The following is a 13,472-nucleotide window of genomic DNA, read 5'->3' on the forward strand; positions in this document are numbered from 1 at the left end:
CGACCGTAAAACTTTTGTTGTCATTTCTTTACTCCTCCCGCGCTGCTTGCTGGCGCAGATTGAGTCTGCCACGAATGTACTCCACGGGGGTAGGGTTCAAAGTTCTTATGTCGGGGCCTGAGGTCTCGACCCGCGAGGAGATCAATGATGACGTCGAGTGGTCGCATAGGCGGTCGGAGCCGAATCCAGCGACAAACCGAGGGGGCAGCTCCTCCACCAGCGCTGCGACTGTGCGAGGAGACGCGCGTAGCCGACCTGCTCAGCGACCGTCGCTCGCGATCCGTGGTGTGTAGACGGTACCCGACAGTCTGATCGTCGGAGCCGTGGCCGGCGCTGCAGCATCCGCGCTTGCCGCATGGGCCCCGGCGCGCGCCGCATCGCGGATGAGTCCGGCGGAAGCCATGAGGACTTCGCCGCCACGCGTACGCGGCGGCGTGAGCGTCGCGGAACGACTGCTGCCGCCGCTGGGGCGTATGCCAACTCGCTGGCGAATGACATTGCGCGGCATCACCCGCAACCGTCGCCGCACCATCCTTACCGTCGCCGGGGTCATCAGTTCGGTATGCCTCGTGATGGTGTTCGCCGGATTACGCGACACCGTCAACGGCGTCATCGACCGACAGTACGGAGAGGTCGAACTTCAAGACGCTCAAGTCATTACCGAGGCAGGCAGGGCCGACTCCGTCGCGAGTGCTTTACGAGCCGACCCGCAAGTCGCTGCCGCTGAACCGTTCACCCGGCTGGATGTCACGGTGCAAGACCTCGACAACCGTTACGACACCCTGCTGATCGCCTTGGCGTCGGCAACCCAGATGCACCGCTTCACATCGGGCCCGTCAGGCCGCAGCCTTCCGCCCGACGGCGTGTTGCTGGGAGAGAGCTTGCGGGCAATTCTCGGCGTCGCCGTCGGTGACCGGATCTCAATAACCAACGCCCAGAAACAAATTCATTTGGACCTACCCGTCGCCGGCTTCGTCGACGAGCCGATGAACCCGGTCGTATATGTCACGTCCGCCCAAGTGCCCGCTCTTGCGCCATCGGGCGTGTTGCTCAAGCTGGCTCCCGGCGTCAACCAGAACGTGAAGCGCCAAGATGTGATGGCGTTGCATGGCGTGGCCGCCTACGTGCCCACCGACTCCATCTCGGCCACCATCCGCAAGGCGTTCGCCCTGTACAACGTGCTGGTTGCGCTGACCTTGTTGTCTGCGGGTGTCATGGCAGCTGCGCTGCTCTATAACGCGATGTCGGCCAACATCAGCGAGCGCACCGGCGAGCTGAGCACGTTGCAGGCCGCCGGAATGGGTGCCATCTGCTGGGCCGACTGGTGGCGGTCGAGAATATGACGCTCGTCGCGATCGGTTTGCCGGCCGGCCTGATCGCCGGAATGTGGCTCGCTGAATGGTTCATGTCCAATTACGTGACGCAGGGCTATCGATGGCACCTGACCATGCACACCACGACTCCGCTCCTGGTCGCCGCGGCCGTCTTGACGGCCGCACTGTTGACGGCCATCCCGGCGTTTCGCGTGATCAGGCGAATGGACGTCGCCAAGGCGGTGCGTGAGCGGACGCTGTGAGCGCGACCTCGACGGTGCTTCCTGAGTGAGAAAATAGAGCCGACCTTCATGTGTTGGACGGCAGGTACCGGTCGGGTTCGGCGTCGTAGCTGTCGAGGCACAGCTGGGAGCAGAAGTACAGCGTCTGCCCGTCGACGTCGCGGTGCCCGACGGCACGGTCGATCAGGAGCTCCATCCCGCAGACCGGGTCGGCTGCGGTGACGACATCGGTTCCGCTGTCACCCAAGTGCCACCGCGCAGGCTGTGGCTGGTTAACGCCGTAGTCGGCCGCCGTCGCGTCGGTGCGCGCGCGCCGCGCGGGATCACGCGTCGGAGGCCGCAAGCGGCGGGTCTCCACCTCCCATACCCAACCGCTGACGGTCACGTGGTCGGGAATGAGCGGATGGTTGTCAAACACTTCAATCGTCTTCAACAGCGTCTCGTCGACATCGTCCATCATCCCGAGCCACTTGGCGAAAGCCCCATCGTCAAGCCTGAGCTCGGGCAAGGTCGGATCCAATACGGGATGGCTGGTGTCGATGCCCTTGTCCTTGAAGTAGGCCTCGACGTCTGCGGCGTTAGCTGACAACATCCCACACTGGGTGTGCTGGACGATGACGATCTCGGTGGTGCCAAAGAAGTTGGTCGACAACATCGCTGACCGAATTGCGTCGTCGGTGACGATCCCGCCGGCGTTGCGGAAACAGTGTGCATCCCCGTGGCCTATGGGTGAATCGACCTGGATGCCCAGCGCTTCGTTGATCGGCAGGCGCTCGTCCATGCAGGCCAGCACCCAGAGTCGGCGGTCGGTGTACCCGAAGCGGCCGAATCGACGCCGCTTGGCCCAGTGCTCGTATGCCACGACGTTGGCGGTCAATTCGTCCTTCAAAGTTCCCACCGTGATCACCCCTCCAGTCGATCCGATGCGCGAAATTGCTGACAGAGCAACGTCTTCAGCCTAACGCGATCTCCAACACTCAACTAGGGCACTAAGTCCTGAACTGGAGCATCCCAGGCTTCATGCACAAATTGTGTTGTGCGACCGAGGTCATTCTCCGACCTGATGTGTGCGTAGTGCCTGGTCGCTCCTGTGCGATCAGTTAGCTCGTTCGCGTTGCGCCAGGCTTGCCAGATGCCGGGGCGGAGGCGGCCGCGGTCGGGAACCGGCAGGCCGTTGGCGGGGACTTCAGCGGTACTCGGTTCCGGCGCTGTGACTGGCTGATGGAGTTCGCTGATGTCGATCATTGTTGACGAGATACCTTGCACCGCAGCTCTTTCGGTTAAAGCCCACGCGTGTGCGGCGGCGAGGAATCGGTAGGTCCATTCCTCGGCGAGCTGGCGGGTCTCGCAGAACACCAGCGGCACGTTCGGCCAGCGGACCTGAAAATCGGCCAGCCCGTCTGCGATGATGCGGGACGAACGCGGTCGAGCTTGAACAATTGCGAGTAGCGATCCTCCGCAACAATGGCCGCGCGCGGCAATGCGGCCAGATCGGCGAGCTGATAACGCAGCCTGCCGCTGGTGAGGCTTTGGCGACCAGATCGACCAGCGATTTGCGTTCCACGCTGGCCACCAGCAGGCCGCCGACTACGAGTCCATAGTCGCCGCACGGCAACGACCGCCGCACGGTACTGGCCTGCTGGGTGGCGAACCGGTAGCCATACTGCTCGTGCGCGTCGACGAGGATGTGCAGTTCCTCGATGCTGTGCACCCGGGCAGTCGTATCCGCCGACAGTGGGACTCGGCCGAGAACAGCGACAAAATCGTGATGCGCTTGCCGGGCGGGTGCTCTGAGACTTCGTTCCTACCCATCGCGTTGACCGAATGACGCTGCAGTCATCGGACGCGTGGTCTTCCGCGGCAAGGTAGCGCAGTCGCGGAGTATCCCCGGTATTGGTCGCCGGGGATCCAACTTGAGTCGCCAGCTCGGTCAACTGGTCAAAGACGTTCACCTGCGAGTGGCCGTGCGCAGCGCTGACGAGTCGCTTAACAACCGAATTCTTCCGCGGTCGGATGTGGTGCGGGTGGTGCCGGCGGCACAACGGGAGCGTCCGCGGTGATAACCCCCGGCGGTCAGGGCGGCCTTGGTGGGTCCGCGGGTCTGATCGGCGGCGGCGGGGCCGGTGGAACCGGCGGATTCTCCGCGTCGGGCATCGGCGGGACGGGCGGCCGAGGCGGGGTCGGCGGAGCGCTGCTGGGTGGCGGCGGTCCCGGTGGGACGGGCGCCGAGGCGGCCCCTGGTTACGTGAGCGGCGACGGGGGCCCCGGCGGCAGCGCCCAACTGATCGGCACCGGCGGCAACGGCGGCAACGCCGGCAACGCTATGACGCTCGCGTTGTTGGGCGGCCCCGGTACGGTCGGCACCGGCGGGATTCTGTTGGGTGTCAACGGGATTCCCGGTTTGCCGATGAGCCCGAACCTGTTGGTGAACGGGAACTTTGAAATCGCGACCCCGTCACCGTCGGGCACCAGCTCGGTGACCTACCCGGGCTGGTCCGTGAGCGGCACCCCGACCATCATCACGTACGGCACAGACAAGGTCAGCTATGTATTGGGGGTCTCGTTCCCGTTCCCGGATCTGCCGAGTTTCCTGGGCTTCCCGGGCACGGCGCCCCCGGGTGCCGGGGCCAATTTCGGCGGCGGCGGACCCGTGGCGACCTCCACCATCAGCCAAAGGGTCGACCTCAGTGCCGCATCCGCCAAGATCAACACCGGCACAACGCCTTACACTCTCAGTGGGCTGCTCGGCGGTTACCTGATCGACCCGTCGTCGACCGCGCTGCAGGTCAGCTTCCTCAACGCCAACGGCGTCGTGCTGGGCACCGGATCGACGACGTCGGTCAGCGTGATCGATCGCCTGGGAATCACCGGGCTGCAGCCGCGTTCGGTCTCCGGAACGGTCCCGGTCGGCACCACCTCTGCGGTAGTGACCGCCACCTTCAACGACTACAACCCTGTCCTCAACCACTACAACAACGCCTATGCCGACAACCTGTCGTTCACCGTCGGCGCCCCGGGTCTGACCCCGGCGGCGCTCACCGTACCGGCCTCCAACGTCGGCCAACTCGATCACGTCTTCCTGATCTACATGGAAAACCACGGCTTCACCGACATCGTCGGCAGTGTCAACGCCCCATACACCAACAGCCTGCTGGGCACCTACGGATCCGCCGACAACTTCTATGCGAACAGCCACCCGAGTGCCCCCAACTACTTCCGGATCCTGGGCGGTTCGGACTTCGGCCCGACCTACAACCCCAACCCGCCCTCCATCAACGCACCAAGCTTGATGCAAGAGATGGATGGGGCGAACATCACGTGGGCCAACTACGCACAGAGCATGCCCTACACTGGCGCGCTGGTCTCCTCGGGCGACTACAGCACCTTCCAAATACCGGCTGCGCAGTACAGCTATGTCTTCAACAACACCGTGGCCTACCAGCAGGAGCATCTGCTGCCCCTGACCCAGTTGAGTACCGATCTCCAAGCGGCGAACACCACCCCGCGGTTCTCGTGGATCGTCGCCAACAACGCCAATGACATGGAAGGGCCCGTTGATTCGCCGCTGGGCGTCCTCAACTTCGTGGGCAGCCAGCTCACGGACCACCAGTACAACGTCGCCGCCGGCGACCATTTCCTTCAAGAACAGGTATCGCTCATTCAGAACTCCACGGCATGGAACACCGCGGGTCAGCGCGATGCCATCATCATCACCTGGGACGAGGACTACAACAACATCGGATTAGGCATCGGCAACCAGGGCAACCATGTTCCGATGATCGTCATCCCCAACCAGGGCGCCGTGACCATGGGCGGGATGCTGTCCGGGCAGTTCGTCACCCATGGCTACTACGACCAGTACAGCTTGATGTCGACGATCGAGTACGCGCTGGGTCCGGCGGCGGGAGTTCCGTTGACGCCGTTGACGTTTAATGACATGTACGCGACGCCGATGAATGGGTTCTGGTCGTAGCGGGGTTGTAGCCGGCCATCACAATGCCGCAGCATGGAACACAGGATGCGCTGCGTATTCATGTCCACCAACTAGAGCCTCGGTTAGCCAATGGTGGGGGCTGGGTGCGCAATCAAAGTCGTGAGACCATCATGGTCCGGACAGCCATTTCAACCCACCGCAGCGGAGCGAAAGCGCCTGTCCTGCAAGGGATAATTGGACTTGTCTAGGGTTATTCCTACTGGAAGGCACCTCGCGAGTGAAGAATATCGCGGTCGCACCACGGCTGAAAGTGTCAGCTGACGGGCATGGCGTCGTGTCGCATGCCGCGATGGGCATGCTGTGCGAGCTTGCCGATCGAACCGGGCTATCGGCGCAGGTCACCGCCTCGTTGGCCGACACCTACCTCGGCCCGTGGGTGTATGCGCCCGGGGACGTGTTCGCCGATCTGGCGGCCGCGGTCGCCGACGGCGCCGATTGCATCGACGCAGTTGGTCAGCTGTGCGGCGATCGTACGCACGTCTTCGGTGCCGCAGCGTCGACCGCCACGATGTGGCGGCTGATCGATCAGCGCATCGATGCCGCGCACCTGCCCGGGGTACGGGCGGCGCGTGCAGGGGCGCGGGCAGCGATTTAGGACCTTAGTCCCTACCCCAACGGGGTATACGTGGCTAATCTTGGCGCAAACACCCGAATGTCGGCGTCAACGAATCGGAGGCGGAGGACTTCGGTCCCTACATGACGAGAGCGTGCACACCGGCTGGTCCGGCGCAGGTAACCAGAGAAGGGACTCTCAATGAGGAAGTCAAGCCGCCGATTCGGTGATTGGGGGTGAGTCGGGTTGCCAGGTGCGTTTGTCACGGATGAGGGCGTACAGGACGTTGGTGCGGCGTCGCGCCAGGCAGATCGTCGCTGGGATCGCTCGTTTGCCTTCGTCCCGTTTGCGCCGGTAGTAGGCCTTGGAATGCGGGTCGCAGCGGATCGCGGTCAGTGCGGACATGTACATCACTCGGCGCAGTCGACGGCTGTAGCGCTTGGGCGTGTGAAGTCGTCCGGTGCGTTTTCCGGAGTCTTTGGATACCGGGGCCAGTCCGGCCCAGGCGGCGAGTTGGTCGGCCGATTCGATCAGCGCGGGATCGCCCACGGCGGCGAGGAATTCTGCGCCGAGCCGGAAGCCCATGCCGGGCAGACTGGTGATCACCTCAGCGAGCGGATGGCGGCGAAATCGGCCCTCGATTTCGGCATCTGTGGTCTTGATGCGGTCATCGAGGGTGATCACCCCCTGCGCCAATTCGGCTACCAGTGCGGCAGCGACCTCTTCGCCGGGCAGGCGCACCGTCTGAGTCTTGGCGGCCGCTACCGCTGCGGCTGCGATCGAGGCCGCGTTGCGGATCCCGGCATCGGCCAGTATCCGCGTCAGCCGCGAAAGCCCCTTCTGGCGAATCACTTTCGGCCTCTGATAGCGCGAGAACAGCACCACCCACCCGCGATCCTGGGTGATCTGCGCTGCTCGCTCCAGAGCCGGGCACACCGCGACCAGCTGTTGGCGCAGCCGGTTGATGGTGCGGGTGCGGTCAGCGACCAGATCAGCCCGATGAGCGCTCAGCATGCGCAATTCGGTGATCAGGTCATCGCCAGGATGCAGCACCGGCAGATCGGCACCGCGCATCCGGGATTGATCGGCGATCACCCGGGCGTCTTTAGCGTCGGTCTTGGCCTCCCCGCCGCGGTAGGTCACCGAGGCCTGCCACACTTGGCGGCCCGCCAGATAGCGCACCGACTTGCCGGCATCAGCAAGCGTCGTCAACAACAGGGTGGCGTAGACGGTGGTCAGGTCCACCGCCCACGACACCGGCCCACCGAGCCTGTCCACTTCGGAAACCAGCCCACGGATCTGTTGCTCGTCGTTGACGAACTTGCGGGAAAGCACCACCGCGCCCTTGTCGTCGACCACGCACACCCAGTGATGTTCCTTGCCGACATCTACACCAGCCCACAACTGAACCGCAGTCACCGCACCTCTATTCGCCTGTCTGCCAACATGATCCCCACGGACAACCCCGCCAGCATTTCCTTAAACAAGCGATCACATCGCAGATCTCAATCAGCGGCCAGAGAAGTCCAAGCAGGTCGGGCGGCCAGTCCCTTCAAGCCGCACCCAAGGCCGGCAACACGCATGCAGCCACACCCGACCCACCCGGGTCACAGCACAACGTAACAACACGAAGTAACTGCACCTACGAACTTAAGGAACCCACATGAGAATTAGGGCCGTCGCCGCAGCTATTGGGCTGCTGTGCGGAGTAGGGCTTGGCGTTGCAGCACCGCAAGCCAGGGCCGAAGGTCCGGCGATGGACGGTGTCTATCTTTACGCCGACGAGGACGGCGGTTCGGGGACGTGGACTGTCAGTACGACCTGCAACCCGTCCTGCGTCGCCCACGTGACGACCGCGCTAGGGCGGAGTTTCGACGCCCCACTAATAGATGGCCAATACGTCAATTCGCGGACTATCCCCGATGGTCTGACTTGTCCGTTATATGTGATGGGCGACTTCGCAGTCGATGGCGGAGACCATCCGGTGAGCGTAGTCCAGTGGTGGAACCCTATTACGCTCTCCGGTGAAGTGCACTTTTACCCCAGCTTCGGTGTAGTTTCTGACGTCCCACACGTCAGCCCGAACTGCTATACCGATGAGCACCATCAAAGATTCACCCTCACCAAAGTGGGCTAGCCCCAATACCGTTCAATTAAGGTGGGGGGTTGTCGCGTGCGGTGGATGTGCCGGTTGGGGCCAGTGGCGGCACGTTTGACGTGCCATTTCCTCTTTTTGCGTTCGATCACGCGGGGTGCCGATCGTGGTCGTCCGACCGGGTTGAGGCGGTCAAGGATGCGGCGCAGCACGGCCCGCCAGTGTGCCTGGGCGGTGCCGGGCGCTCAGGGGCGGAAACCGCCCTGCTGGGCGACGGATGGGCGCACGATGCGCAGTGCTGCGATGAAGCTGACCCTGTCGAGATCACGCCCGGCGTGCTGTGCGGCTTATGCCAGCACCGAGCGAATCGCGTAGTGGCAGCACAGATGTCCCCAAATCTCCTGCAGGACAAGGTCGGGAGACTTTGAGCGCAGTACCACCCGCGGGCATTCCCGATGACCGCGACAAGATCGTCGTGATCAACGTCTGGGATGAAGTCTAGGCCGGCCTGGGATACGACGGAGCCGAATATGGCGGGTTATCAGTGAAGTGCTCCGAATTGCACATCACCTTGGGCTCCAGGGGATCTCGCTTGCTCGGCGCCCGCCGATGGTTCCGCACCGAGCCCTGCGCCGCGAATACGCCGCGCGGCATAGCAGCGGTTGTAGCATGTGTTGTGCTACACTCGGGCAATGGACGTAATCGGAGTCCGAGAACTACGACAACACGCATCGCGGTACCTCGCCCGGGTTGAAGCTGGCGAGGAACTCGGCGTCACCAACAACGGGCGGCTCGTGGCCCGACTCGTCCCCGTGCAAGCTGCCGCGCGTTCTCGTGAAACCCTAATCGAGGCAGGTGCCTTGATTCCGGCTCGCCAACCACAGAACCTTCTCAGCGTAACGGCCACACCGGCGCGCCGTAAGCGCGTTCTGTCCGATGTTCTCGACGAGATGCGCAACGAACAGTGATCTACATGGACACCTCGGCCCTGACGAAGTTGCTCATTTCGGAGGCTGAGACGCCCGAACTGCGGGCTTGGCTCACCGCGCAAGGTGGGCAGGGCGAGCACGCGGTGACAAGTGCGCTCGGCCGCGTCGAGCTGATGAGAGTCGTTGCCCGATACGGGGAACCGGGTCAATTCGAGCGTGCGCGTTACCTACTCGACGGCCTCGACATCCTCCCACTCACTGAACCGGTGCTCACACTAGCCGAAACCGTCGGTCCGCGCACACTGCGTTCTCTCGACGCGATTCACCTCGCGGCCGCAGCCCAGATCGCGCAAGAACTGACAGCATTCGTCACATACGACCACCGCTTGGTCGACGGCTGTCGCGAGGTCGGTCTTACGACCGCATCGCCTGGAATCGGCTGCTAGACACAGGAATTGCCAGCCCGAAAGGAAGAATTCTCGCTCGATGGCCTCCGTGTTGTCGCCTTTCCACCAGGTGCGGAAACCGGTCGTCGCGAACGGCGTGAGCCAGGCGAACCGGCCGGTCTGCCCGACGCACCGGGGGCCGCCGGTGCGATCAGGGCGGCCCAGTAGTTCCCGTTGCGCTCCAGCCAGGTAGTTCCGTTGCGCTCCTGGCAGGCCGCTGACCGCTCGGCGAGCTGGCGCTGGCCGGTAAGGCAGTGGGTGTCGTGCGCCGCACTTACAGACATCAATCGCCGCCTGCATGGCGGGGCAGTCTGGGCCGGCCATCCGCGGCAGCACCACCGATTTCAGGCGTGTCTCATGCTGAACCGTACCGTTGGCGCACACGAAGGGGGAGCGGGGCACGGAGATACGGATCGGACCGGAGGGCGACGCGCCGGGGCGCGGCATTGCTCAGATCGCGAAAAGCGTTGCCCCGAATAGATTGCCATGCGGCTGCTCTCATCGCCCGCGCGACATTGCCCAGTGGCCCGAAACGTGTTGTGGCGCGCCGCCGCTCGACCAAGTATGTGGACACCCAGAAAGCTGCGGCGATTGTGAAAACGACGGCGCCGAGCCAATTCACTGCGGGGAATAAGGCGGGTGCTTCTGCTCGCCTGTTCGTTCATCGCAGGCATGTCCATGCCGGGCATCGGAGTGCTCGGCGAGTGGGGGATTGAACGTGCACAGGGTTGTTCATCCTGACATACAGCCACTGACATTTCCCCGAGACCGTGGAGGCATCAGCTATAAGGAGTAGCGATGTCAGAGAAACGGAAGAAGTACGACCGGGATGAGCCGTCCCGGGAAGTCCGGAGACTCCGGAAATGCCGGGACGGCTCATACACCTGCGATTAACTGTCTTGGAGAGCAAAGTTACACAGTCATTTGCCTTGACAGATGTGTCAGTCCGAGTAGGCGGTGTAGTCGAGAGTGGTTATCATTCCGGCTTCCAGGTGGTAGCCGTGATGGCAGTGGATCATCCAGGTGCCAGGGTTGTCGGCGATCAGCACGGCGTTGAGTTTTTGGTGGGGGAGCACGATGACGGTGTCTTTGCGGGCGCCCAGGGAGCCGTCGGATTTGATTACCTGGAAGGTATGACCGTGCAGGTGCATGGGGTGGTACATCATTGTCGAGTTGGTGAAGGCCAGGGCGGCTCGCTGGCCTTGTTTGACCCTCACCGGGGGACTGTCGGGGTAAGGCTTCCCGTTGATGGCCCAGTCGTATTTGGTCATGGAGCCGGTGAGTTCCAGGGCCAGGTTCACCTCTGATTGCGCTGACCCCAAGCTGGCGGACGATGGGGCGGTGAAGGTGTCGACGGTGCCGATTCTGCCGTTGAGCTCGGGAGGCGCGTAGTTGACCTCTGGTGGGCTGCCGCCGGCGGTCTTCAGCAGCGCGCGCCCGGGTGTCGCCGGTTTGCCTTCAGGCATTGCTACCAGCGGGAAGACCCCGTCGCCGGCGGTGACGACGACGTCATAGCGTTCGGCCATACCGACCAGCACAGCGTCGGTATCGGTCGGCGTGACCGGGAAACCATCGGTGTGGGTAACCGTCATGACGTGGCCTGCCAAAGCCACGCGGAAAGTGGTGTCGGCGCCGGCGTTAATGATGCGGATGCGTATGCGCTGACCCGGTTTAGCGTCGAAGGTGGTCGGCGCTGCCGCGACCCGCCCGTTGACCAGGTAGTACGGGTAATCGATGTCGCCGGCGTCTCCGCCCAGCAGTGCACTGCTACCCACCGCGGCCATTTCGGGCATCTGCTGCTGGTTGGGCCCATAGTCCGGCATTCGAGACCCCTTGAGCTCATCAAATATCTGTCGCGGATTCTTACCGACGCCGTCGGTCCAGTCGTCGAGGACGACGATCCACTCGGCGTCGTAGCTGCCTGCATCGGCGGGGTCGTCGATGATCACCGGCAGGTACAGTCCATAGTCGGTCTGCAGGCCGACGTGCGGGTGAGCCCAGTAGGTGCCGGGGTGCGGCGAGGAGAACCGGTAGGTGAAGTCGCTGTTGGCGCCAATATTGGGCGTGGAAGGGAAAACGCCGTCCATGTCGTTGCGCAACGCTATGCCGTGCCAGTGCACTGAGGTGGCGTCGCCGAGCCGGTTTCTGACTGTAACGGCCAGTTCGTCGCCGACGTTGGCGCGGATCAGCGGACCCGGCAGGGCGTCGCCGTAGGCCAGTGTTCTCGCGACCGGACCGCCGAGGTCCACGGACGCCGGTTGGGCGGTAAGGGTGGCGGTGACGGTCCTTCCCGTGTGTGGGCGGGCTTTATCCACCGCGTTAATGGCCTGCTGCAGGTTGAGCGCGCGATCGCTTCGGCCACATGCCCCCAGTGCCAGTGCGGCCGCGCCGGCAATCGACGCGGTAACGAACGTGCGCCGATCGAGTAGGACGTCACTCCGCACTGTTTGCATCAACTATTCCTTCGTCGACCTGTGGTTTGCCGCGGCTGCTGTCGCGGGCGAATTCGTGGTTACTGGTCCCATTTGCGGCGAGCAGCGTCGTGCTCAGGATTGTTCCCGCTGAACGTCGGGGGATTGCTCTGCGCCGGCAGGTCCTGTCGCGTCTTGCTGAGCCGCACGGGGCTGTAGATGCTGGTTGCGGTCAAGGACGCGCAGAGCCAAAGCCGCGAGTACACCGATGATGAACAACCCGGCCCATATGAGTTCGCCGGCTCCTGCCTGCCGCGCTGCACCCATGGCCCAGCCGGTGGCCAGGTTGCCGGCAAGGATTCCTACTCCGACGATGGTGTTGTAGAAGCCGTAATGCGTAGCCACGAGCCGGCCCCCGGCGAGGGCCATAACGGTGTCCATTTCGAACGGGAAGACCGCGGCCGAGCCGACGGCCAGCATGGCGGCTGTCGCCAGCAGCGCGGCGGCAGCCGCAAAAATTCCGAGTCGAGAGCCGTCTGGGATGGCTACCAGCGGCAAGAACGAGGCCGCCAGGACGCCCAGCCCGATGGCCAGGCTGCGTCCCGGACCCCACCGGGCGGCGAACCAGCGGGTGATGCGCAGCTGTCCGGCGACCGCCACTAGTCCTGAAACGACGAAGATTCCTGCCACCAGCAACGTTTGGTAGCGCTTGGTCAACAGCGCCGCCTGCAGCGGGAGGGCGAGATAGACCTGGAAGGACAACACGTAGGAGCCGATCATCGCCGCCGCGAACAGCAGGAAGGACCGGTTGCCCAGGACGACTCGCCAGTCCTCGAGTATCGATGTTTTCTCCAGTCCGGGATCGGCGCTGTGCTGCGGCAGCGCCAGCAATTGCGCCACGGTCAGTACCGCGAAGATCGCCGCGGCGCCTGCCGCGGTGATGCGGAAGTCGATGGCTACCAGGAGAACTCCGACCAGCGGGCCCAGCAGAATTCCGGCCTGATAGAAGATGTTGAACACTGCGAACGCTTCCAGTCGGCGCTCACGTGAATCGGCGGCCAGGTAGGCGCGCACCGCGGGGTTGAACAACGCTCCGGCGAAGCCGGTGGCAGCTGAGGCGATCAACACGACCGGCAACGAGTGGGCGAAGATCAGCAACGCGAAGCCGCCCGTGCGGAGCAGGCAGCCGGCCACGATCAACGGCTTATAGCCGATTCGGTCTGCCAGCGTGCCGCCGACAATGAACATGCCCTGTTGGGAGAAGTTGCGCACACCCAAGACGAGCCCGACGGCCCACCCCGCCAGCCCGAGTGGGCCGGCGAGGTAGGCCGCCAGGTACGGCATCAACATGTAGAAACCCAAGTTGATGCCGAACTGGTTGATCATCAGCATCCGGCTGGGCCGGTCGAAGCTGCGGAACTGCGTCAGCAATTCCATTTACTGCACCGCTGCGGTGGGATCCACCACGGTGGCGCACCGGGTCCACGAG

9 protein-coding genes and 3 pseudogenes are annotated in these 13,472 nt (G+C 63.7%); 6 read left to right on the forward strand and 6 right to left on the reverse strand.

The annotated features are described in order from the left end of the window. The first annotated feature begins 434 nt into the window (after nucleotides 1-434). Together AC5Y7D_RS27940 and AC5Y7D_RS27945 are read left to right on the forward strand one after the other, a co-directional pair. Nucleotides 435-1,343, forward strand: a complete 909-nt coding sequence (locus tag AC5Y7D_RS27940) for an ABC transporter permease (protein WP_499929201.1) — start codon at nucleotides 435-437, stop codon at nucleotides 1,341-1,343. Then, nucleotides 1,340-1,576 (forward strand): hypothetical protein, encoded by a 237-nt coding sequence (locus tag AC5Y7D_RS27945; RefSeq protein WP_499929203.1) that lies wholly within the window; start codon nucleotides 1,340-1,342, stop codon nucleotides 1,574-1,576. Before AC5Y7D_RS27940 ends, AC5Y7D_RS27945 begins: the two co-directional genes overlap by 4 nt. A gap of 46 nt (nucleotides 1,577-1,622) precedes the next feature. On the opposite strand, the gene AC5Y7D_RS27950 is transcribed toward AC5Y7D_RS27945, so the two are convergent. Then, on the reverse strand, nucleotides 1,623-2,453 hold the full coding sequence (locus tag AC5Y7D_RS27950; RefSeq protein ID WP_499929205.1) for a YHS domain-containing protein: 831 nt from the start codon (nucleotides 2,451-2,453) through the stop codon (nucleotides 1,623-1,625). A 209-nt stretch (nucleotides 2,454-2,662) separates the two neighbouring features. Then, nucleotides 2,663-3,275: pseudogene (locus tag AC5Y7D_RS27955) on the reverse strand (ERCC4 domain-containing protein); the annotation flags it as partial. 336 nt (nucleotides 3,276-3,611) lie between these two features. Here AC5Y7D_RS27955 and AC5Y7D_RS27960 point away from each other — a divergent pair. Both AC5Y7D_RS27960 and AC5Y7D_RS27965 read left to right on the forward strand, forming a co-directional pair. Beyond that, nucleotides 3,612-5,528: an alkaline phosphatase family protein gene (locus AC5Y7D_RS27960; protein ID WP_499929207.1), complete on the forward strand. Its 1,917-nt coding sequence runs from the start codon at nucleotides 3,612-3,614 to the stop codon at nucleotides 5,526-5,528. A 238-nt stretch (nucleotides 5,529-5,766) separates the two neighbouring features. Continuing rightward, nucleotides 5,767-6,138 (forward strand): annotated as a pseudogene (locus AC5Y7D_RS27965) (IS1380 family transposase); the annotation flags it as partial. Between the two features lie 174 nt (nucleotides 6,139-6,312). On the opposite strand, the gene AC5Y7D_RS27970 reads toward AC5Y7D_RS27965, so the two are convergent. Both AC5Y7D_RS27970 and AC5Y7D_RS27975 read right to left on the reverse strand, forming a co-directional pair. Then, nucleotides 6,313-7,521: an IS110 family RNA-guided transposase gene (locus AC5Y7D_RS27970; protein WP_055578186.1), complete on the reverse strand. Its 1,209-nt coding sequence runs from the start codon at nucleotides 7,519-7,521 to the stop codon at nucleotides 6,313-6,315. 921 nt (nucleotides 7,522-8,442) lie between these two features. Next, nucleotides 8,443-8,640: pseudogene (locus AC5Y7D_RS27975) on the reverse strand (IS4 family transposase); the annotation flags it as partial. A gap of 249 nt (nucleotides 8,641-8,889) precedes the next feature. Between AC5Y7D_RS27975 and AC5Y7D_RS27980 the strand changes: the two are divergent. Both AC5Y7D_RS27980 and AC5Y7D_RS27985 read left to right on the forward strand, forming a co-directional pair. After that, complete coding sequence (locus tag AC5Y7D_RS27980; RefSeq protein ID WP_499929209.1) at nucleotides 8,890-9,165, forward strand: type II toxin-antitoxin system Phd/YefM family antitoxin; 276 nt, start codon at nucleotides 8,890-8,892, stop codon at nucleotides 9,163-9,165. After that, nucleotides 9,162-9,572, forward strand: a complete 411-nt coding sequence (locus AC5Y7D_RS27985) for a type II toxin-antitoxin system VapC family toxin (protein WP_499929211.1) — start codon at nucleotides 9,162-9,164, stop codon at nucleotides 9,570-9,572. Before AC5Y7D_RS27980 ends, AC5Y7D_RS27985 begins: the two co-directional genes overlap by 4 nt. Nucleotides 9,573-10,513: 941 nt before the next feature. On the opposite strand, the gene AC5Y7D_RS27990 is transcribed toward AC5Y7D_RS27985, so the two are convergent. Then, on the reverse strand, nucleotides 10,514-12,025 hold the full coding sequence (locus AC5Y7D_RS27990) for a multicopper oxidase family protein (RefSeq protein WP_499929213.1): 1,512 nt from the start codon (nucleotides 12,023-12,025) through the stop codon (nucleotides 10,514-10,516). A 93-nt stretch (nucleotides 12,026-12,118) separates the two neighbouring features. Continuing rightward, a complete protein-coding gene (locus tag AC5Y7D_RS27995) occupies nucleotides 12,119-13,420 on the reverse strand; it encodes an MFS transporter (protein ID WP_499929215.1) in 1,302 nt (433 codons plus the stop codon). Nucleotides 13,421-13,472: the final 52 nt, after the last annotated feature.

Source organism: Mycobacterium sp. NGS49 (assembly GCF_059812565.1).

What these genes read in the sequence shown, in the direction of transcription:
- AC5Y7D_RS27945 (WP_499929203.1), top strand. Translation starts at nt 1,340, where the DNA reads ATGACGCTCGTCGCGATCGGTTTGCCGGCCGGCCTGATCGCCGGAATG.
- AC5Y7D_RS27980 (WP_499929209.1), top strand. Translation starts at nt 8,890, where the DNA reads ATGGACGTAATCGGAGTCCGAGAACTACGACAACACGCATCGCGGTAC.
- AC5Y7D_RS27990 (WP_499929213.1), bottom strand. Translation starts at nt 12,025, where the DNA reads ATGCAAACAGTGCGGAGTGACGTCCTACTCGATCGGCGCACGTTCGTT.
- AC5Y7D_RS27995 (WP_499929215.1), bottom strand. Translation starts at nt 13,420, where the DNA reads ATGGAATTGCTGACGCAGTTCCGCAGCTTCGACCGGCCCAGCCGGATG.